Origin of the sequence: Streptomyces scopuliridis (assembly GCF_042790125.1) — a bacterium.
Classification (GTDB): Bacteria; Actinomycetota; Actinomycetes; order Streptomycetales; family Streptomycetaceae; genus Streptomyces; species Streptomyces scopuliridis_A.
In genome coordinates, this window is sequence record NZ_JBHTZS010000011.1 from 16232 (window position 1) to 34958 (window position 18727).

At 72.1% G+C, this 18727-nt stretch carries 18 protein-coding genes; 4 read left to right on the forward strand and 14 right to left on the reverse strand.

Features of this window, described 5'->3' with window-relative positions; all coding sequences use genetic code 11:
* The first annotated feature begins 67 nt into the window (after positions 1 to 67).
* Positions 68 to 1621: an ATP-dependent DNA ligase gene (locus ACFRKB_RS18605; protein ID WP_383106984.1), complete on the forward strand. Its 1554-nt coding sequence runs from the start codon at positions 68 to 70 to the stop codon at positions 1619 to 1621.
* A 151-nt stretch (positions 1622 to 1772) separates the two neighbouring features.
* Here the strand turns inward: ACFRKB_RS18605 and ACFRKB_RS18610 are convergent, their stop codons facing one another.
* Together ACFRKB_RS18610 and ACFRKB_RS18615 are read right to left on the reverse strand one after the other, a co-directional pair.
* Positions 1773 to 2807: a phosphatidylinositol-specific phospholipase C domain-containing protein gene (locus tag ACFRKB_RS18610; protein ID WP_383106986.1), complete on the reverse strand. Its 1035-nt coding sequence runs from the start codon at positions 2805 to 2807 to the stop codon at positions 1773 to 1775.
* A gap of 213 nt (positions 2808 to 3020) precedes the next feature.
* Positions 3021 to 3770: an SDR family NAD(P)-dependent oxidoreductase gene (locus ACFRKB_RS18615; RefSeq protein ID WP_383106987.1), complete on the reverse strand. Its 750-nt coding sequence runs from the start codon at positions 3768 to 3770 to the stop codon at positions 3021 to 3023.
* Positions 3771 to 3848: 78 nt separating this feature from the next.
* Between ACFRKB_RS18615 and ACFRKB_RS18620 the strand changes: the two genes are divergently transcribed.
* The gene (locus tag ACFRKB_RS18620; protein WP_383106988.1) at positions 3849 to 4265 is read left to right on the forward strand and encodes a winged helix-turn-helix transcriptional regulator; all 417 of its coding nucleotides are present in this window, start codon (positions 3849 to 3851) and stop codon (positions 4263 to 4265) included.
* Between the two features lie 120 nt (positions 4266 to 4385).
* On the opposite strand, the gene ACFRKB_RS18625 is transcribed toward ACFRKB_RS18620, so the two are convergent.
* The 10 genes from ACFRKB_RS18625 to ACFRKB_RS18670 form a co-directional block, all read right to left on the reverse strand.
* The gene (locus ACFRKB_RS18625) at positions 4386 to 4586 is read right to left on the reverse strand and encodes a hypothetical protein (protein ID WP_383106989.1); all 201 of its coding nucleotides are present in this window, start codon (positions 4584 to 4586) and stop codon (positions 4386 to 4388) included.
* A 78-nt stretch (positions 4587 to 4664) separates the two neighbouring features.
* Positions 4665 to 6596 (reverse strand): potassium channel family protein, encoded by a 1932-nt coding sequence (locus ACFRKB_RS18630; RefSeq protein ID WP_383107328.1) that lies wholly within the window; start codon positions 6594 to 6596, stop codon positions 4665 to 4667.
* 178 nt (positions 6597 to 6774) lie between these two features.
* Positions 6775 to 7938, reverse strand: a complete 1164-nt coding sequence (locus ACFRKB_RS18635) for an NAD-dependent formate dehydrogenase (protein ID WP_326609405.1) — start codon at positions 7936 to 7938, stop codon at positions 6775 to 6777.
* A 102-nt stretch (positions 7939 to 8040) separates the two neighbouring features.
* Complete coding sequence (locus ACFRKB_RS18640) at positions 8041 to 8994, reverse strand: LysR family transcriptional regulator (protein ID WP_383106990.1); 954 nt, start codon at positions 8992 to 8994, stop codon at positions 8041 to 8043.
* A 79-nt stretch (positions 8995 to 9073) separates the two neighbouring features.
* Complete coding sequence (locus ACFRKB_RS18645) at positions 9074 to 11008, reverse strand: ABC transporter permease (protein WP_383106991.1); 1935 nt, start codon at positions 11006 to 11008, stop codon at positions 9074 to 9076.
* Between the two features lie 42 nt (positions 11009 to 11050).
* Complete coding sequence (gene modA, locus ACFRKB_RS18650) at positions 11051 to 11866, reverse strand: molybdate ABC transporter substrate-binding protein (protein WP_383106993.1); 816 nt, start codon at positions 11864 to 11866, stop codon at positions 11051 to 11053.
* Positions 11867 to 11942: 76 nt separating this feature from the next.
* A complete protein-coding gene (locus tag ACFRKB_RS18655) occupies positions 11943 to 12338 on the reverse strand; it encodes a TOBE domain-containing protein (protein ID WP_383106994.1) in 396 nt (131 codons plus the stop codon).
* A 123-nt stretch (positions 12339 to 12461) separates the two neighbouring features.
* The gene (locus ACFRKB_RS18660) at positions 12462 to 13715 is read right to left on the reverse strand and encodes a methyltransferase (protein ID WP_383106996.1); all 1254 of its coding nucleotides are present in this window, start codon (positions 13713 to 13715) and stop codon (positions 12462 to 12464) included.
* 121 nt (positions 13716 to 13836) lie between these two features.
* Positions 13837 to 14079 carry a hypothetical protein gene (locus ACFRKB_RS18665; protein ID WP_383106998.1) on the reverse strand — a complete coding sequence of 81 codons (243 nt, stop codon included), beginning with the start codon at positions 14077 to 14079 and terminating at the stop codon, positions 13837 to 13839.
* A 4-nt stretch (positions 14080 to 14083) separates the two neighbouring features.
* The gene (locus ACFRKB_RS18670) at positions 14084 to 15013 is read right to left on the reverse strand and encodes a TetR/AcrR family transcriptional regulator (RefSeq protein ID WP_383106999.1); all 930 of its coding nucleotides are present in this window, start codon (positions 15011 to 15013) and stop codon (positions 14084 to 14086) included.
* A 254-nt stretch (positions 15014 to 15267) separates the two neighbouring features.
* Here ACFRKB_RS18670 and ACFRKB_RS18675 point away from each other — a divergent pair, with 254 nt between their 5' ends.
* Complete coding sequence (locus ACFRKB_RS18675; protein ID WP_383107001.1) at positions 15268 to 16620, forward strand: DUF2252 domain-containing protein; 1353 nt, start codon at positions 15268 to 15270, stop codon at positions 16618 to 16620.
* Between the two features lie 133 nt (positions 16621 to 16753).
* Here the strand turns inward: ACFRKB_RS18675 and ACFRKB_RS18680 are convergent, their stop codons facing one another.
* Complete coding sequence (locus ACFRKB_RS18680; RefSeq protein WP_383107003.1) at positions 16754 to 17503, reverse strand: DUF4118 domain-containing protein; 750 nt, start codon at positions 17501 to 17503, stop codon at positions 16754 to 16756.
* 297 nt (positions 17504 to 17800) lie between these two features.
* On the opposite strand from ACFRKB_RS18680, the gene ACFRKB_RS18685 reads away from it, so the two are divergent.
* Positions 17801 to 18310 (forward strand): GNAT family N-acetyltransferase, encoded by a 510-nt coding sequence (locus ACFRKB_RS18685; protein ID WP_383107004.1) that lies wholly within the window; start codon positions 17801 to 17803, stop codon positions 18308 to 18310.
* A gap of 52 nt (positions 18311 to 18362) precedes the next feature.
* On the opposite strand, the gene ACFRKB_RS18690 is transcribed toward ACFRKB_RS18685, so the two are convergent.
* Entirely contained in the window at positions 18363 to 18581 is a 219-nt protein-coding gene (locus tag ACFRKB_RS18690; RefSeq protein ID WP_383107005.1) for a hypothetical protein, read from the reverse strand.
* Positions 18582 to 18727 lie beyond the last annotated feature (146 nt).

Below are 18727 nucleotides of genomic sequence, written 5' to 3' on the forward strand. Positions count from 1 at the left end.
CGGGCGGCATCGGGCCCCGTCCCCGCCAGGACGGGCAAACCCGCGCGCGGCGTAGCACGATGGCAGCATGCTGTTGGCACCGCTCGCGCATGTCTCCCGGGAGGTCGCCGAGACATCGGCCCGCTCCCGGAAGATCTCCCTGCTGGCCGGACTCTTCCGTACGGCGGGACCCGAGGACGTGCCGGTCGTCATTCCGTATCTGGCCGGACGGCTGCCGCAGGGCAGGATCGGGGTCGGCTGGAACGCGCTGAAGGACCCGCCCCCGCCCGCGGACCGCGCCACGCTGACCGTGCACCGGGTCGATGCCACCTTCACCACCCTCGCGGCCGTGGCGGGCCGCGGTGCGCAGGGCGAGCGCCGGCGGCTGGTCCAGGAGCTGCTGGGGGCGGCCACCGACGAGGAGCAGCGCTTCCTGGTGGGGCTGATCTCCGGCGAGGTACGCCAGGGCGCGCTGGACGCCGTCGCCGTCGAGGCGCTGGCGGAGACCGCGGGGGCGCGGGCCGCCGCGGTGCGCCGGGCGGTCATGCTGGCCGGCTCCCTCCAGCAGGTGGCGGAGCGGCTGCTGGCGGAGGGTCCGCGGGTGCTGGAGGAGTTCCTGCTGACGGTCGGGCGGCCGGTACTGCCCATGCTCGCGCAGAGCGCGACGAGCGTCGCGGAGGCCATCGGCCGGCTCGGGGAGTGCGCCGTCGAGGAGAAGCTGGACGGCATCCGGGTGCAGGTGCACCGCGACGGGCCGACGGTACGGATCTTCACCCGCACGCTGGACGACATCACGGACCGGCTGCCCGAGGTGACGGCGATCGCCCTGGAACTGCCGGGCGAACGGTTCGTACTGGACGGGGAGGTCATCGCGCTGGACGCGGAGGGCAGACCGAGGCCGTTCCAGGAGATCGCGAGCCGGGTCGGCTCGCGGATGGACGTACAGTCCGCGGCGGCGGCCGTCCCGCTGTCACCCGTCTTCTTCGATGTCCTCGCCTCAGGGGGCGACGACCTGCTGGAACTGCCGTGCGCGGAGCGGCACGAGGCACTCGCGCTGCTGGTTCCCGAGCCGATGCGGGTACGGCGGATCGTGGTCACCGGTGCGGCCGGGGAAGAGGCGCGGGCCGCCGAGGCGTTCCTGCGCGACACTCTGGCCCGGGGCCATGAGGGCGTGGTGATCAAGGCGCTCGACACCCCCTACAGCGCGGGCCGGCGCGGGGCGGGCTGGCTGAAGGTGAAACCGGTGCACACCCTGGATCTCGTGGTGCTCGCCGCGGAGTGGGGGCACGGCAGGCGCACCGGAAGGCTCTCCAATCTGCATCTGGGCGCGCGGCGGCAGGACGGCTCGTTCGCGATGCTCGGCAAGACGTTCAAGGGACTGACGGACCAGATGCTGGAGTGGCAGACGGAACGCCTGCGGGAACTGGCGGTCCGTGACGACGGCTTCACCGTGACCGTACGTCCTGAACTGGTGGTCGAGATCGCGTACGACGGGCTCCAGCGCTCGTCCCGCTATCCGGCGGGCGTGACACTGCGCTTCGCCCGGGTGGTCCGCTACCGCGAGGACAAGCCCGCGACGGAGGCGGACACGGTCGAGACGGTTCTCGCGGCGCACGGCCGGGAGGCGGCGGAGCGGGGGTGAAGGAACCGTACGGACGGGAGGCACCGTACGGACAGAGCGCACCGTATGGACAGAGCGCACCGTACGGACGGGACGGGTGGACCCGCGAGCCCCGGGGCCGGTGAGCGGTACCGGCCCCGGGACGTGTGCGGCTTCCCGCGAAGGGCCCGGCTCAGCCGCGCGGGACGACGGTCGCGAGCACCGTCGGCAGCCCGCGCCAGTCCGCCGAGATGAGGCTGGCGTTCCGCTGGGCCAGCAGCGTCAGCCGGTCGCGGGCCTGCTGCTCGGTGGGGTTGGTGCCGTCGATGGCCGGCGGGACGTTGTGCGCGTCCGTCATGAGCAGGAAGTAGTTCCGCTGCGCGTACCAGGCGGTGTCGATCGTGCCGGCCGCGTACGCGGAGGCGTCACCGTCGAAGAACACGAACCAGGGCCTGATCGTCGTGTCCGGGTAGCGGGTGCGCGGATCGCCGGCGGCGGCCTTGTGGACAGCGGGGAAGGCCGCGGCCTCGCTCAGCCGGCCCGCCGCCTTGAGGTCCCGCAGATGGAGGGCGTACTCGCGGTCGGTCCACAGCGTGTCGAGCGGGTTCTGCTCCTCCACCGTGCCGGGGATCAGCTCGACGATGAACTTGCCGGTCATCTGCGCGCGCGTCGGCCAGGCGCCGGCCTGGGCCGCCTGGTCGAGGTCGGCGCGGTCGCCCACCAGGTCGGCGGGGCGGTAGAGCGCGTCGCCGAGCTTGCTGTTGAGCAGCGCGTCCAGGGCGGCGGGGCCGCGGCCGGCCTGCCCCTGGAAGCCGTCCTTCATCTCGATCTTGATGACGATGGGCCGGTGGTCCGGGTTCGCGTCGTGCCAGGTTCTGAGGTCGGTCAGGCAGCCGGCCAGATCGCGGTTCTTCGCGTTGGTGCGCAGCTGGCTCACCGTGGTGGCATTGGCGCAGTTGTTGTCATTGCCCAGCGGGTTGCTGTGGGACACGCGCCAGGAGGCGCCGAACACATTGGTCCATACGTCGAGTTCGAGCATCCCGGCTCCGGAGTCCAGCGCGTCCGCGAAGTACGGGAAGGTGGCCTTCTCGTACGCGTTGTGGACACCGACCCCGGTGGTGGAGGGGTACGGCAGCCCGCCCGGGTCGGCGGCGCCGGCCGACGTGGTGGCGAAGGCGAGCACGGCCACCGCGCCGGCCGCCACCGTGGTGCGAAGGAGCTTTGCCATGTCGCTTGTTCCTCCCGGTGTGCATGTCTCGGGCATGTCAACCGAGGGGGAGCGTAGGCGAGTTGGGTGACGAGCGGGAGGCCGCGAGCTTACGGATGCGATCAGCGGGACCACGGCAGCGGGAAGCGCGCCCCCGCCACTCGGTGGCGTGGGGGCGCGCTTCGGTGCGCGGGGGGGCGCCCCGTGAAGGACCGCGGTGCGGCCGAGGGAACGTCAGCCGCTGGCCGCGGCCTCGAAGGCTTCGCGTGCCTGGGCGAGCCGGTACCAGCGGTCGGCGAGGGCGTCCGGGTCGCCCTCGCCCGAGCCGGGCACGATCGGCACGCCGATGGACAGATGGCCGACATAGACGCCCTCACCGGCGAGGTCGTCGTGCAGGCCACGGGCCCAGGAGCGCAGGCCGGCCAGGGCGATGCCGGAATTGCTCATCCCCGGGATGGGGGTGAGGGCGGTCGTGCCGGTGGTGAAGAGCAGCGCGCCGTCGCGGGCCTCACGCATGGCCGGCAGGACCGCGGCGGCGGCGGTGAGGGCGCCGCCGACGAGCATGTCGAACAGGGGGCGCACGGAGTCCGCGGTGGTCTCGGCCGCGGAGGTGAACCCCAGAGCCTTGAGGTCGGGCACCTGGCCGGGCACGTTCGGGAAGGTGGGGGCCGGGCTGTAGGAGAGCACGCCGATCCGCCCGAGTTCTTCGGCGGCCCTGTTCAGCGCACTGGTCAGGCCCTTCTCGTCGGTGACGTCGGCCGGGTAGGCGCGGGCGGCGACGCCCTCGGCGGCCAGGGAGTCCGCGAGCCCCCGCAGCTTCTCGCCGTCGCGGGAGATCAGGGCGACGGAGTGCCCGGCGGCGCCGAAGCGGCGGGCGATGGCGCGGCCCAGCCCCGGACCGGCGCCGACGACCGCGATCGTGGAAGGCGTAGAAGGCGTGGAAGGCGTAGAAGGCGTGGAGGACCTGGAAGGCGTGGAGGACATGCCGCTACCTCGCTTGGTTACGATGGGTAAGTAGCCCCACCGTAATGACGTATTGAGGACCTCACAAAAGGCACATTCATGTTCGCGGAGCACACCGCTGACCCTGATGACGTCGCCCCGGTCGTCGCCCCGGTCCCGCACCCGTGCGAGACATGGCCGGACAACGGCCGCGGTTTCCGGAGGACCCTCGACAGGATCGGCGACAAGTGGTCGGTCCTCGTCATCGGCATCCTCAGCCACGGCCCCCTGCGGTTCGGCGCCCTGCACCAGCGGGTTCCCGGCATCTCCCAGCGCATGCTGACGCTCACCCTGCGCCACCTGGAACGCGACGGTCTCGTCTCCCGCACCGCCTACGCCGAAGTGCCGCCACGCGTCGAGTACGAGCTGACCGCTCTCGGGGAGAGTCTGCGCGCCACGGTCCACGCCCTCGCCCAGTGGGTCACCGACCACAACGGCGAGATCGAAACCGCGCGCCACCGCTACGACACGGCGTGAGACCCCCTGCGCGTCGGCACCACAGGAGAGAGCGGCCCCGCCACAGACGGGGCCGCTCTCTCCTGTTCGGTCACGGAAATCTTGTCAGTCCGGGAAAGCGCTACGACCGTCGCGGTGCGGCTACGGCAACTGCTCCTCGATGGCCGCGCGACCCCTCTCGGCCAGCCGGCGCCTGGCCCACTCGATGTTCTCCGGGGTGAGGTCGCGGCCGGAGGCGAGCGCGAGATCTTCGGGCGTGACCTGCTCGTACGCGCCGGTGTGCAGCAGCCGGTCGGGGGTCACGCTCTCGGGCTCCGGTTGCGCCGTGGACTCTGCGTTCATGCCGCCTCCTCGTTCATCCGGTGTTCGCCATTCTCGTGCCCGCCGGGCCCCGCCGCATCCCCGGTATGCCGCCGCTGATCACCCCGCGGGGCGGGTCCGGGAGGCGGACTGCCGTCCGAGGAGTTCCGCCAGCCCCCTGCGGGTCGCCGCCAGCACCACCCGGTCGCTGGGATGCAGCACATAGCCGGGGTGCAGATCCCACACCAGCCCCGCCGGCCGGCGCTCCTCATGATCGAGCCGGGTGTCGGCGAGATCGGGCACCCGGTCCCCCGGTGCGGCGGTGTCCAGGGCGATGACCCGCCAGGCGCCCGGCCGGAACACCTCCGCGACCGTGCGGCCCTCCAGCCGCGGATGACCCGCCACATCGATGGCGGCCATCAGCAGCACCTTGCGCTCCACCGGGATGGCTCCGAGGATCTGGCGCCCCATCATGGCGATGGCGAAGGCCGGGGCCGCCAGGGTGGAGACGCTGCGGCTGCGGGTGAGCGCCCCGGGATGCGCCGCGCGCAGGGTGCGGTAGACGGCCGTCGCGAAGTCGTCGTCGTACAGCCGCAGTGCCACCCGCAGATCCGGTGCGACGGAGCGGGCGTACAGCGCGGCTTCGAGATTGGTGGTGTCGACGCTGGTCAGCGCGAGCAGGGCGTGGGCGCGCTCGATCTTGGCCGCCTCCAGCACCCCCTCCTGGGTCACATCGCCCAGGACGGTCGGCACGCGCAGGCTGCGGGCGAGCGCGATCCCCCGCGCGTCGGGGTCATCCTCCACGCACACCACGGGGATGCCCAGCTCACGCAGGCTGACGAGCACCCGGCTGCCGATCTTGCCGAGTCCGAGGAGTACGACATGACCGGAGATGCCGCGCGGCGGCCGGCGCAGCGCCGATGCCGTACGGAACGTACCGAGCGCCTCCAGGACCGCCGCGAGCACCACGGGCAGCAGCAGGATTCCGGTGACCATCGCGAGAAGCTGCATGATCTGCCGGGGCGCGGGCTCGCCGACGGCGGGATCGCCGATGGCGAAGAGATCGAGCAGCGTGAGGTACATAGCGCCCAGCGGATGGGCTCCGGTGACCAGCGACGAGATGACCGCGAGGGCGAGTACGGCGGCGATGATCCCGGCGAAGGACCACCGCAGCCGGCGGGAGAACAGCGAGGCGAGCGGGGCGCCCCGGCCCGCGAGCCGGCGCGGCGGCAGATCGGGAGCGGCGTGCGAGACGGCTTCCAGTACGACGGTGCCGCGTCCGGTGGCGGCGGCGGCGCTCGCGTCGTCGGGCAGCAGCCGCGGGCCGTCCTGGCCGCTGTTGTCCGAACCCTCCGCCCCCGCCGGGTCGTTGGTGGTGGCGGAGAGCAGGGCGAGGGTGCACAGCCCCGGGTCGGCGACCTCGCCGGGACCCGGTGGGTTGCGCTCCACGGCTCGCAGCAGCAGGCCGTCGGCCCGTACCACCTTGCGGGTCCCCGCGACGGCGGTGGCGGCCAGCGCGGGGGCGGCGGTGTCGGCGTCGGAGAGGACGGTGGTGGTGGCGTCCAGGGCCGCCCGGTCGAGCCCGGGGACGGCGACGGCCGCCGCCTGGTCGAGCAGTTCCTCCAGATGCTGGCCGAGCTTGCGGTTGTAGAGGCGGATGACCAGCCGCAGTTGAGGGTTGAGCCGGCGGGCGGCGAGCGCGATCCGGATATTGATCTCGTCGTCGTCATGGACGAGGGCGAGCGCCGCCGCCTCGTCCACCCCGGCGTCCACGAGGACGTCCTCGTCGAGTTCCGCCGCCTCCAGGACCCGCGGACCGTCCGGTCTCCTGGTCCCCTCCCCCACCGGGTCGGGGAGCGTCGCGGCCGTACGGGCCATGGCCGCGGACATCCGTCCGAAGAAGGCCGAGGCTCTGCCGAGTCCGGCCAGCGGTGCGGGCGGGAGGCGGGAGGGGCGTACCGGCGGGATGACGAGCGTGACCCGCTCGCCGTAGACGTCGCGCAGCTCGCCCGCCAGCCGGTGGGCCAGTGTGTCGTCGCCGCAGACGACCATATGGCCTACCGGTAGGCCCTGTTGTACCTGGTGAGGAAGTGTGGACACGACACCAGTGTGCCGAACGCGCGAGCGGACGCGACACAGCCGCCCCGGCCAGGAGCGTGGCCCGGAGCGGCTGGATCGAGATCAGATCCTCATGCCCAGAGGATTTATGACGGTTGATCAGTTAACTCGGTCAGGTGTTCTTCACGGAGTACGAGTGGGCGCCGACGCCGGCCAGCGCCCCCTTGTCGACGATCAGATACTCGTCGCGCAGCGGGGTGCCCGCGAACCAGGACTCCAGGATCTCCCGGGTTCCCGCGGCATAGCGGGCCTGGGCGGAGAGCGAGGAGCCGGAGATGTGCGGGGTCATGCCGTGGTGCGGCATGGTCCGCCAGGGGTGGTCGGCCGGCGCGGGCTGCGGATACCACACGTCGCCCGCGTACCCGGCGAGCTGTCCGCTGCGCAGCGCGCGGTCGATGGCGTCGCGGTCGGCGATCTTCGCGCGTGCGGTGTTGATGAGATAGGCGCCGCGCTTCATCGTGGCGAGCAGTTCGTCGCCGAAGAGTCCCTCCGTCTCGGGGTGGAGGGGCGCGTTGATGGTGACCACGTCGCAGTGCGGGACCATCTCGGCGGCGCTGGCGTGCCAGGTGAGCCCCAGCTCCTGCTCGACGGACTCGGGGAGCCGGTGGCGGTCGGTGTAGTGCAGCCCGACATCGAAGGGCGCCAGCCGGCGCAGGACGGCGAGCCCGATCCGGCCCGCGGCGACGGTGCCGACCTGCATGCCCTCCAGATCGTACGAACGGGCCACGCAGTCCGCGATGTTCCAGCCGCCGTCCAGGACCCACTGGTGCGAGGGCAGGTAGTTGCGTACGAGCGAGAGCGTCATCATCACGACATGCTCGGCGACGCTGATGCTGTTGCAGTACGTGACCTCAGCGACGGTGACGCCCTTGGCGATGGCGGCGTCGAGGTCGACATGGTCGGAGCCGATGCCCGCCGTGATGGCGAGCTTCAGGTTCTCGGCCTTCGCGATGCGCTCCGCCGTCAGATAGGCGGGCCAGAACGGCTGCGAGATGACCACATCGGCGTCGACCAGCTCCTGGTCGAAGACGGACCCGTCCCGGTCCTTGTCCGAGGTGACGACGAGGCTGTGGCCGCGTGACTCCAGGAACGTACGCAGCCCCAGCTCACCGGAGACACTGCCGAGGAGCTGCCCGGGGGTGAAGTCGATGCCCTGCGGGGTGGGGGTGGTCTGGCCGCCCGGGTAGTGGTCGATACGCGGAAGGTCGTCGCGGGCGTAGGTCTTGGGGTATCCGTCGACCGGGTCGTCGTACAGCACGCACAGCACCTTTGCCATGACTGCGGCTCCTCATTCGTCGCTGCGGGAAGGTGTCACCACACTCCTCGCGCCGCCGGGTCATGGTCAAAATGAACCTTTCTATGTCGGGATAGGAAGCGGCTATCCCGCATCGCCCGACGGGGTCCCCGGGCGCAGATAGGTGTCCAGGAGCCGGTCCAGCGCCTCCCGTACGCCCGCCTCCCTGGCGACCTCCAACAGGGCTCTGGCCAGCACGGGTTCGGGGCTGCGGTCGGCGATGACCAGGCCCACACGCGGGCCGTGCGCCGGGTGTTCCAGCGGGATCACCCGCATCCCGTCGGGAACCCCGAACATATGCAGCCAGGCATGGGAGATGACGCTCGACCAGTGGCCGGCCGTGAGATGCGTGTACAGACCGGCGACGGAGTCCGTCTCGATCGCCGGGGTCACGGCGCTCACGCCCTCGGCGGCGAAGTACTCGTCCATGATGCGGCGGTTGCGCATCTGCGGGGAGAGCAGACAGAGCGGCAGCCCGGCGATCTCCGCCCAGCGGGCGGCCGGGCGGCCGGTCAGCGGTCCGTCGTGCGGGGTGAGCAGCAGATAGCGCTCCTCGTAGAGCGGACTCCTGCGGACATGGCCGAGGCTGTCGTCGTCGAGATAGGTGAGCGCGATGTCCAGCTCGAAATCGGCCAGCCGCTGGGCGATCTCGCGGGAGGAGAGCGAGTCGAGCGAGACCCGGGTCCGCGGATGGCGTTCCACGAAGGGGGTGGTGAGCAGCGAGGCGGCGGTCAGCGCGGTGGGGATGGCGCCCAGCCGCAGGGTACCGGCCAGACCGTCGCGCATCGCGGAGAGTTCATGGCGCAGGGCGTCGCGTTCGGCGAGGATGCGGTGCGCCCAGAGCAGCACCCGTTCGCCCTCGGGGGTCAGCCCCTCGAAGCGGCGGCCCCGCCGGACGATGGGCACGTCCAGTTCGTGTTCCAGTTTGCGGATCGCGGCGGACAGCGAGGGCTGCGACACATAGCAGGCCGCCGCGGCACGGGCGAAGTGCCGTTCCCTGGCGAGTGCCACCAGATACTCCAGCTGACGCAGCAACATCGCTCGCTCCCCTGCTCGGTCCGCTTCCGCACCCTGTCAGGCCCGCGCCGCCGGCGGGACCTCCCCGGCGGGCCCGGTTTCACAGCGCGACGAGGGTGACCTCGGTGGCCTTGACACTGGTCCATACGGATACGCCGTCGGCCAGGCCGAGTTCGGCGGCGGACTGCGGCGTGATCTCGGCGACCAGATCGGGGGCCTCGTCCGAGGTGATCAGTACGCGCAGCCGGCTGCCGAGTGCGGTGATCTCGCGTACCGTTCCCCGCCAGACGTTGCGCGGGCTGCCGCCGGGGCGCTCACGGTGTACGGAGACGGCCTCCGGGGCGATGATCGCGAGGGCCGACGCGTCCTCGGCGGGCGGCTCGGCGACGATCAGCCGTCCTCCGGCGGTGAGTTCGAACCCGGCGGGCCCGGATCTGCCGGGCCAGGCGTTGCGCCCGAGCATCCGGGCCACCCATGGCGAACGCGGATTACGGGTCACCTCGGCGGGCGGGGCGTCCTGGAGGACCCTGCCGTCGTCGAGTACGAGAACCCGGTCGGCCAGCGAGACGGCCTCGACCGGGTCATGGGTGACGATCAGACAGACCCCGCCGAAGCCGTCGAGATGGCGGCGCAGGGTGTGCCGTACCCGCGCCCGGGTGGTCTGGTCGAGCGCGGCGAGCGGTTCGTCGAGGAGCAGCAGCCGGGGCCGGGCGGCGAGCGCGCGGGCCAGTGCGACGCGCTGCGCCTGGCCGCCGGAGAGCTGGTGCGGCCTGCGGTGGGCGAGCTGCCCGACGCCGAGCCGGTCGAGCCATTCCCGCGCGGTACGGCGGGCCTCGGCGCGGCGGACGCCATGGGCGCGCAGCCCGTACGCGGTGTTGGCGAGGGCGCTCAGATGAGGGAGGAGCGCGCCGTCCTGCGGGACCCAGGCGACACCGCGGAGGTGCGGCGGGAGCGAGGTGACATCCCGGTCGCCGAGGCGGAGTTCGGCGTGGGCGCGCGGGGTGAGACCGAGGAGGGCGCGCAGCAGTGTGGTCTTGCCGGCGCCGTTGGGTCCGACGACCGCGATGGTCGTCCCCGGCTCGGCGTCCAGGACGAGCCGGTTGAAGCCGGTGACCTCCGCGTGCAGTGGCCAACGCCCGGCCGGGGCAGGGGACATGTCCGCCGTGAGGACCGTCTCGTCCGGGTCTGGCGCGTCCGTGTCGTCCGGCAGCGGGGCACGCCCCGGTACGCGGTCGGCCGTCACGCCCGTCCAGCGTCCGCGCAGGGCGATCAGTACGGCCATGGCGATGGCGAGCAGCAGCAGGGAGACCGAGGTCGCGGCCTCCGGCGAGTCCTGGAGCAGCAGATAGACCTGGAGCGGAAGGGTCTGGGTGGTGCCGGGGAGATTGCCGGCGAAGGTGATCGTGGCGCCGAACTCGCCGAGGGCGCGCGCCCAGGTCAGCGCGGCGCCCGCGGCGAGCCCCGGGGCGACCATGGGCAGGGTGACGGTGAGGAACACCCGTACCGGCGAGGCCCCCAGGGACGCGGCGGTCTCCTCGTAGGCGGGCCGCATTCCGGCGAGGGTGCCTTCGAGGCTGATGACGAGGAACGGCATCGCCACGAACGTCGCGGCGATCACCGCGCCCGACGTGTGGAAGGGCAGGGTGATGCCGAAGGAGTCCTCCAGCCAGGGCCCGAGCAGCCCGCGCCGCCCGAAGCCGAGCAGCAGCGCGACCCCGCCGACCGTGGGCGGCAGCACCATCGGCAGCAGGACCAGCGCGCGCACCAGCGTCTTGCCGGGGAACCTCACCCGTGCCAGCAGCCATGCCAGCGGCACCCCGAGCACCAGGGAGAGACCGAGCGCCCAGAAGGAGACCAGCAGCGAGAGCCGCAGCGCCTGGAGCACACCGGGTGTGGTGAGATGCGTCCCGAGATCGCCCCAGGGGGTACGGACGAGAACGCCGATCAGGGGCAGCAGCAGAAACGCGATCGCGAGCAGCGCGGGCAGCGCCAGGGCGACCGGAGCCCCCGGGCCGCGGGTGCGTATGCGTCTCATCGGGGGTCCTGGGAAGGGGAGTTACCGGTCACCGGGTCGGTGTCACGGCTTCTGGAACCCGGCGTCCTGGAGGATCTTCTGCGCCTCGGGCCCGCTGAGCCAGCTGACGAACGCGGCGGCGGCGTCGGCGTGCTCGGAGGTCTTGAGGGTGGCGGCCGGGTAGTCGGCGATCGCGTTCTGCGCGTCGGGGATCTCGATGGCGTCGACCTTGTCGGTCGCGGTCGCGGCGTCCGTCTTGTAGACGATGCCCGCGTCGGCCTCGCCGAGCTCGACCTTGCTCAGTACGGCGCGCACGTTCGGCTCCTGCGAGACCGGCTTGACCACGATCTTCTGGGCGTCCAGCACCTGCTTGCTGTAGCGGCCGACCGGCACCTCGGGCGCGGCCAGCACGACCTTCAGCTTGGTGTCGGCGAGGTCCTTCAGGCCCTCGATCCGGTCCGGGTTGCCCTCGCCGGTGGCGATCACCAGCCGGTTCTTGGCGATGATCTCCGGGGAGCCGGTGTCGCCCCGGAGGCCGTCCATGGTCTTGGTGTCGGCGGTGACCAGCGCGTCGGCCGGAGCGCCCTGCTTGACCTGCGCGGCCAGCTCCTGCGAACCGGCGAAGGAGAACGTCACCTTCGTACCCGGGTTCGCCTTCTCGTAGGCGGCGCCCGCCGTCTTGAACACATCGGTCAGCGAAGCGGCGGCCAGCACGGTCAGATCCGCCGCGGGAGCACCGCTCGCCGACTCCTCGGCGCCGGAGCCCGCGTCGGCGTTCTTCTCGCTGTCGCTTCCGCCGCCGCAGGCGGCCAGCGGCACGAGCAGGGCGGCGGTCATGAGCGCGGTCACCGCGCGGCGCCGGGTGAGAGCGAGAGACATGAGGCTGGACTCCTTGGCTAGGACGGCGCGGGACACGGCGGCGCGGCGCACCGCGACGCTCCGGGGGCCGCGCGGGTCACGTGCGGTCGATATGCACACTGGTGGACTTCACACGGGCGGTGGCCTGCATGCCGACCTCAAGCCCCAGTTCCTCGACGGCTTCCCGGGTCAGCAGGGAGACCAGCCGGTGCGGACCGGCCTGGATCTCCACCTGAGCGGCGACATCACCGAGCTTCACGGCGGTGACGATGCCGGGAAACGCGTTACGGGCCGAGGTGTACGGGACTTCTTCCTCGCCCGTGTCGTTCTGCGCGAGCTCGATGGAGAACGCCGCGAGCGCGCGGCCGTCGATGAGGCGGCGCCCGCCCGCGTCGCGATGGGTCGCGACCCGGCCGGCGTCGGCCCAGCGGCGCGCGGTGTCGGGGCTCACTCCGAGAAGCCGGGCCGCCTGACCGATCGTGTAGGACTGCATGTGCGACAAGATAGGCCGTATTCGCTCGCACATACAATTCTTGAGGCGATCATCCACCGCAGTTGCGAGACCGCCTGGAGGAAGCCCCAAGAGCCCGCCACCTGTCGGCCTCCGGCGGCCGGTTCAGCGCTTGACGGCCCGCAGGATGACGAACTTCGGATCGCTGGTCACGGTCTCGCAGTTGCCGAAGAGACGTCGCAGCTTGATGTGGTAGCCGAGGTGGCGATTGCCGATGACCCACAGTTCGCCCCCGGGCCGCAGCGCGGCGCGCGAGCCGGTGAACATCCGCCAGGCCGTCGCGTCGGTCGTCGCCTGATGGGTGTGGAACGGCGGGTTGTTCAGTACGAGATCGACCGTCCCCGCCGGTACGTCCGTCATGCTGTCGCCGAGGACGAACTCCGCCGCGGTCCCGGCGTCGACGTTCTTGCGGAAGGTGGCCTCGGCCGAGGCCACCGCCGAGAAGGACTCGTCGATGAAGGTCACCCTGGCCGCCGGGTTCTCCAGCGCCATGGCCGTGCCGACCACGCCATTGCCGCAGCCGAGGTCGACCACATGCTCGGGGCCGTGGCGCCGGGGCAGATTGCGCAGCAGGAAGCGCGTACCGATATCGAGCCGCTCGGCGCAGAAGATCCCCGCGTGGTTGACGACCGTGCGCCCCGATACGGTCCCGAGTCCTTCCGGCAGCGTGTAGCTGTGCGGCCAGGGGCCGGCGGTACGTGTGCGCCCCGGCGCGGCCGTACCGAAGATCAGCCGCGCCTTTCTGACCGCGAGCGAGGTCCTGGTCGGGCCGAGGATCTGCTCGAACAGTTTGAGCGTGGAGGTATGGATCTCGGTGACCCGCCCCGTACCGATGACCACGGTCCCGGGATGTACCGCAGGGGCGAGACGGTGCAGCTGGTCCTCCAGCAGCGCGAGGCTCTTGGGGACGCGGATCAGCAGCACGTCGACGCGTTCCGGCGGGGTGTCCCTGGCCGAGAGCAGCCGTACGGAATCGCCGCCGACGCCGGCCCGGCGCAGATTGGCGCGGGTCGCCTGCTGGGTGAGATACGAGTCGGTGATCTGGACGAGCGGGTCCGTGCCGAGCTGTTCGAGCCGGCGCGCGGCGAGCACCGTGGTCAGCGCGCCCCAGCGGTCCCCGACGACGACCACCGTGCCCGACAGGTCCGTCGGTTCGGCGCCTGCCCGCGCGTCGCCCGCCGCCTCCCTGTCCGTCGGCGCGTCACCCGGCCGGCGGGCGTCCCCCCGCACCGCCTCGGCTCCCGCGAGGTGCCGCAGCAGATACTCGTCGGCGGAGTCCCACGCGCGCAGCGTGTCGCGGGGATGCTCGGGGAATCGGGTGAGGCCGAACTCGCCCCAGGGTGTCGTCAAACGGTTCATCGTGGTCACAGGCTATCCGTCCGGAGGCACGGCGTACGCGCCGAGGCGCGCGCCGTGCCTGTTCAGCGCGGTTCCGGTGCGCTCCGTGACCACCGCGCTCACCTCCGGCCGCACTGGTCACTCACCGGGCCGGTCCGCCTTTCGACATCCGGCGCGCGCGGTCCAGGGCCGCCCGCGCCTGCCCGACCGTGAGGACGGCGGCGAACTCATTGCGGGCGATCTCCAGCACCACCTGCGCGTCGGGGGGCGGCTGGGGATGCTCGCGCAGCGCGATGTCCGCCGCCGCCTGGGCCAGCAGATCGTCGTCGGGGGACGCGCCCGGCTGGGACATGGTGCGCAGAACCTGGTGCCAGAGTCCGGTCATCGCGTCATTTCCCTTCGTCCACGAGGCCGCCGCGCGCGCCGTCCGCGGGGGCCACGCCGTCCACGGGGGCCACGCCGTCCACGGGGGCCACGCCGTCCACCTCCACGGAAACGCCCGAGCCTCCGGGGCCGGCGGAGAGGCCGAGAACGGCGAGCGCGTGGTGGACGAGCTCGTCGGCCAGCATCAGCGGCGAGAACGCGCTGGTGTTACGGGCCCAGTGCCCGACCAGTTCGTTGACCGCCCCGATGAGGGCGACCATCGCGAGCGCGTAGTCGCGCCGTACGGCCTCGCCGCGCTCCACGGCACGCGCCGCCTCCCCGATCAGGAAGTCGGTCCACAGGCCGCGCCAGAGCAGCCGGTGGTCCTCCACCGCGCGGCCCGCGCCGATGACCTCGATAAAGGCGATCCGGGTGGCCGCCGGGTCGGCGGTGACGGCGTCCACATAGGCGCGGGCCAGGGCGGAGATCCTGTCGCGGGTGTCCGCGGACTCCGTCGCGGGATCGCTGAGGACCGTCAGCGCGGCCTCCATGCCCGAACGGGCTACATCGTTGTGCAGCGCGATCAGCAGCGCCTCACGCCCCTCGAACTCCTCGTAGAACGCGCGGATGGAGACCCGAGCGGTGACACAGATCCGCTCGATGGACGTGGCCGGATAACCGCGGGTGAGGAACAGTTCGGTGGCGGTCGTGAGCAGCCGCTCGCGGCGCCGTGCCCTGCGCGTCTGGCCCGTGCGGTCCTGCGCCGGGGCCGTATCCCCGGCGGTCGGGCCCGAACCGGCGGACGGGCCCGAACCCGTTGACTGGCCCGAAGCGGCGGACGGCGGGCCCGGACGCGAGGGAGACGGGCGCGCACCGGCGGATGATGGTCCCGTACGCGCGGGCGACCGGCCCGAACCGGCGGGCGATGTGTCTGTGGATTTCCGGACCGGATCCATCCGACCTCCCCGAATCGCCCTGTGAACGTGCGGTGTTGCGATGTCGCGTGGGGTAAGGGCGCTTATCGAGCATGGCACGCGCCGCGGGCCGACACGCCGTAATCCGAGAATGCTCCGCTGTCCGCCGTCGCGGTGCATTCCCGTATGAAAACCACCCGAATGGCCGTCACGCCGGGCTCGCCGGGCACCGGAACGCGATGCTCGTGCTCACCGGCGATACCGCGTCACCGACCAGCGGAGGGAGAGGCACTGTGATGACCACTCCCGCCGACCGCGCGGAGCGCGGCCGGGCCGCACGCAAACAGGCGTCCCGGTCCTCGCACGGTCTGTGGATACCCGCGGCCGACCGGCTCGATCCGCTCACCGTACTGGCGCGCCAGACCGCCAACCGCGTCCCCGAGTTGCTGCCCTTGCGCTACGAGCGGATGGCCGCCTCTCCGTTCGCCTTTCTGCGCGGCGCCGCCGCCGTGATGGCCGCCGATCTGGCCACCCAGCCCCGCACGGGACTGACCGTCCAACTCTGCGGGGACGCCCATCTGCTGAACTTCGGTGTGTTCGCCTCGCCCGAGCGCGCGCTGCTCTTCGACCTCAATGACTTCGACGAGACCTTGCCCGGCCCCTTCGAGTGGGACGTGAAGCGGCTCGCCGCGAGCATCGCGGTCGCCGCGGGCGAGAACGGCCACGCAGAGGTCCACACACGGCAGGCCGTACACGCCGCGTCCGCCGCCTACCGGACCTCGATGCGGCGGCTGTCCGCCCGGGGTGAGCTGGACGTCTGGTACGAGCGTCTCAACGCCGAGGAAGTCCTTCCCCTCATACGCTCGGAACATCGCAAGCGCGTCGAATCACAGCTGGCGCGCGCCAGGGAGCGCATCGGGCTGCGGACGCTGGACATGCTCACCGACGCGCCGGACGGACAGCGCAGGATCACCCCCGACCCGCCCCTGCTGGAACCGGTGAGCCGGCTCGACATGGCCGTGCTCCGCCGGATCTTCATCGGCTACCGGAGCACACTCCCCGAGGAGCGGCGCACACTCCTCGACCGGTTCCGCTTCATCGACGCGGCCCGCAAGGTCGTGGGCGTCAGCAGTGTCGGAACGCGCTGCTACATCGTGCTGCTGGAGGGCCGGCACGCCGGGGATCCGCTGTTCCTCCAGATCAGGGAGGCCGAACGGTCCGTACTCGAACCCCATCTCCAGCAAAGCGCCTACCCGCACCAGGGCCACCGGGTGGTGGCGGGGCAGCGGCTGCTCCAGGCGGCGAGCGACATCTTCCTCGGGTGGGTGACCGGGCCGGAGGGCCGGCACTTCTACTGGCGTCAGCTGCGGGACATGAAGAGCTCCCTCGTCGTCGAGGACATGTCGCCGCCGCTGCTGCACGACTACGCGCGGCTGTGCGGCGCGGCCCTGGCCCGCGCGCACGCCCGGTCCGGTGACCGGATCGCCATCGCGCACTACCTCGGCGGCTCCGACGCCTTCGACCGCGCCATGGCCGACTTCGCGCTGCGGTACGCCGACCGGAACGCGGCCGACCACGCGGCGCTCGCCGCGGCCGTCGCGGCGGGCCGGCTGCCGGAGGAGCGCACCAGGCCGGCGGGCCGCCGGTAGCGCTCCGGAATCACCCCAGGCGGGGCCGCGGCCCCAGGGGCGGCGTCTCGTCAGCGCGCGGCCCGCATCAGCGGGGCGGCGGCCTCCCACGCCAGGAGGGCCGGTTCCGCCGCTCGCGCGGAGCTGCCGCGCCTCAGCCGGTGTCCAGGGCCGGGCCCACGGTGTCGAGCGCGGCCCCGGCGTCATCGGCGAGCGTCACGGCGACCAGCCGCACCTGCTTGGACGGTACGAGACCGGGGTTGGGCCGGAGCATGAACCGCCCCACGTAATGCCCGCCGCCCGAGGCCCGGAGCTCGATCGCACCCTCCGGCCAGCCGAACTGCTCGATGTCCCACGGCTTGCGGTCCACCGTCACCGTGCCGTCCTGCTCCAGCCGGGCCGGATGGCCGAGCAGGCTGCCGTACTCGAACCGGCAGCCGCGCAGCCGCAGGATCTCGACGAGATGCCGGCTCACCTGGTCGACCACGGCGTCAGGAGAGCCGGTGGACTGCGCGAGCTGAGCGGTGTCATGGATCCGGGCGAGCAGCCCGGCGTCCACCACCGTCATCACACGCAGCCGCCGGGCGTGGGCGGCCAGTTGCGACACGGCGAGCCCCACCGCCAGCAGCAGCACCGCGGTCACGATGTCGTTCGCGCTGGTGATACTGAACCGCTCGAACGGCCGGGCCAGGAAGAAGTCGAACCAGACGGCCGCCGACAGCGCGGCCAGCGCGCCCGCGAGACGGTTGCCCATGGCGGCGACCGCCACGACGACCACGACGAGGATCAGCGCCAGGTCGGCGCTCGCCAGGCCCGAACGGAGCGGCAGCAGCACCAGGGCGACCGCGAGAGGCGCGATCAGCGCCGCGCCGAGTGCGATGCGGTCGCGAAGCGGGAATCTCATGGTCCACCTCGCAGTACCTCGTACGCCGGACCGAACCGTCCGGCCGCCGGATCCAGGCCGCTCAGCGGCCCTCACCTCATCAATGCCCCCGGCCACCGCCGGGGATTCGGACCGCCGGGTGTCTTGACGCGGCCCTGCCGTCGGCCGTGCGGACCTTGACGCGATCTTGACGCCAGGGACCGGCCGTCCGGGCCGGACGCGACCGCGAACGCGTCGGCGGACGGGCCGGCGGACGGGTCATGCACATCGGATGAAACGCCTGTGGTGCCGCCACGGCGCGTGATACGTCTCCCTGTCATGGACGATCTTGTGACTGAGCGGCTCGTGCTTCATCCGTTGAGCGTGCTGGAGGCCGAGCGGGTGGCCGCGGCCGAGCCGGCGGACGGGGACCGCTGGGCGCCCGGCTATCCCGCCGACGGCGACATGGTGGGGGCCAGACGCTATCTGACGACCTGTGCGATCACCGGGGATCCCCAGCCCTTCGGCCCGTACGAGATCCGCCGTCGCGAGGACGGGTACGCCATAGGCGGTCTCGGCTTCCACGGCGCCCCGGACGAGAACCTCACCGTCACGATCGGCTACGGACTGATCCCGTCGGCACACGGCAGGGGATACGCCTCCGAGGCCCTGCGCGAACTGCTGCGGTTCGCGCGGGCCAGCGGTATCACCCGTGTCCAGGGCGACGCCGATCACGAGAACACCGCGTCCCAGCGCGTGATGACGGCGGTGGGCATGCGGCTCGTCGCGGAGGACGAACAGCTGAGGTACTACGGGATTGTCTGGGCGGAGGACCGCCGGGCCGGGTGATGATCCGGTGTCACCCGGCCCGTACGGGCGGGCCGCCGTGCCGCGTCCCCGGCTATCCGCGGCGCGCGGTGGGCGTACGGCGGCGGGCCGGCGGACGGTCGAACACGCTGTCCATGAAGGGCTCTTCCTCGCCCTCGCCGTCGGGCAGCGGTGGCAGTTCCACGGTGTAGCGCGGTTCGAGGAAGATGTCGTGATGCTGCGGACGCGCGTTCGGCGCGGCCCCCGTGCTCGGTTCCCGCGACGGATCCTGACGGGACGGTGAAGAAGGCATGCACAACCGTTCGGAGAGTGGAGCGGCCGCGCGGCCCGAATGCCGATCGACCCGCTGGAAAGGTGTCTACCTCATCATTCCCCGTCCCGCATCACCGCGGGTGACCGGAGCCTGGCGCCACCGGTCCCGGCTGTTGCTCCGGCGTA

Excerpts from the sequence above, each read along its gene's own strand:
- ACFRKB_RS18620 (WP_383106988.1), top strand. The coding sequence starts at position 3,849 with ATGTTCGCGGAGCACACCGCTGACCCTGATGACGTCGCCCCGGTCGTC.
- ACFRKB_RS18605 (WP_383106984.1), top strand. The coding sequence starts at position 68 with ATGCTGTTGGCACCGCTCGCGCATGTCTCCCGGGAGGTCGCCGAGACA.
- ACFRKB_RS18625 (WP_383106989.1), bottom strand. The coding sequence starts at position 4,586 with ATGAACGCAGAGTCCACGGCGCAACCGGAGCCCGAGAGCGTGACCCCC.
- modA (WP_383106993.1), bottom strand. The coding sequence starts at position 11,866 with ATGTCTCTCGCTCTCACCCGGCGCCGCGCGGTGACCGCGCTCATGACC.
- ACFRKB_RS18615 (WP_383106987.1), bottom strand. The coding sequence starts at position 3,770 with ATGTCCTCCACGCCTTCCAGGTCCTCCACGCCTTCTACGCCTTCCACG.
- ACFRKB_RS18670 (WP_383106999.1), bottom strand. The coding sequence starts at position 15,013 with ATGGATCCGGTCCGGAAATCCACAGACACATCGCCCGCCGGTTCGGGC.
- ACFRKB_RS18680 (WP_383107003.1), bottom strand. The coding sequence starts at position 17,503 with ATGAGATTCCCGCTTCGCGACCGCATCGCACTCGGCGCGGCGCTGATC.
- ACFRKB_RS18685 (WP_383107004.1), top strand. The coding sequence starts at position 17,801 with ATGGACGATCTTGTGACTGAGCGGCTCGTGCTTCATCCGTTGAGCGTG.
- ACFRKB_RS18660 (WP_383106996.1), bottom strand. The coding sequence starts at position 13,715 with ATGAACCGTTTGACGACACCCTGGGGCGAGTTCGGCCTCACCCGATTC.
- ACFRKB_RS18640 (WP_383106990.1), bottom strand. The coding sequence starts at position 8,994 with ATGTTGCTGCGTCAGCTGGAGTATCTGGTGGCACTCGCCAGGGAACGG.
- ACFRKB_RS18665 (WP_383106998.1), bottom strand. The coding sequence starts at position 14,079 with ATGACCGGACTCTGGCACCAGGTTCTGCGCACCATGTCCCAGCCGGGC.
- ACFRKB_RS18655 (WP_383106994.1), bottom strand. The coding sequence starts at position 12,338 with ATGCAGTCCTACACGATCGGTCAGGCGGCCCGGCTTCTCGGAGTGAGC.
- ACFRKB_RS18630 (WP_383107328.1), bottom strand. The coding sequence starts at position 6,596 with ATGGTCGTCTGCGGCGACGACACACTGGCCCACCGGCTGGCGGGCGAG.
- ACFRKB_RS18675 (WP_383107001.1), top strand. The coding sequence starts at position 15,268 with ATGACCACTCCCGCCGACCGCGCGGAGCGCGGCCGGGCCGCACGCAAA.
- ACFRKB_RS18645 (WP_383106991.1), bottom strand. The coding sequence starts at position 11,008 with ATGAGACGCATACGCACCCGCGGCCCGGGGGCTCCGGTCGCCCTGGCG.
- ACFRKB_RS18635 (WP_326609405.1), bottom strand. The coding sequence starts at position 7,938 with ATGGCAAAGGTGCTGTGCGTGCTGTACGACGACCCGGTCGACGGATAC.
- ACFRKB_RS18610 (WP_383106986.1), bottom strand. The coding sequence starts at position 2,807 with ATGGCAAAGCTCCTTCGCACCACGGTGGCGGCCGGCGCGGTGGCCGTG.
- ACFRKB_RS18690 (WP_383107005.1), bottom strand. The coding sequence starts at position 18,581 with ATGCCTTCTTCACCGTCCCGTCAGGATCCGTCGCGGGAACCGAGCACG.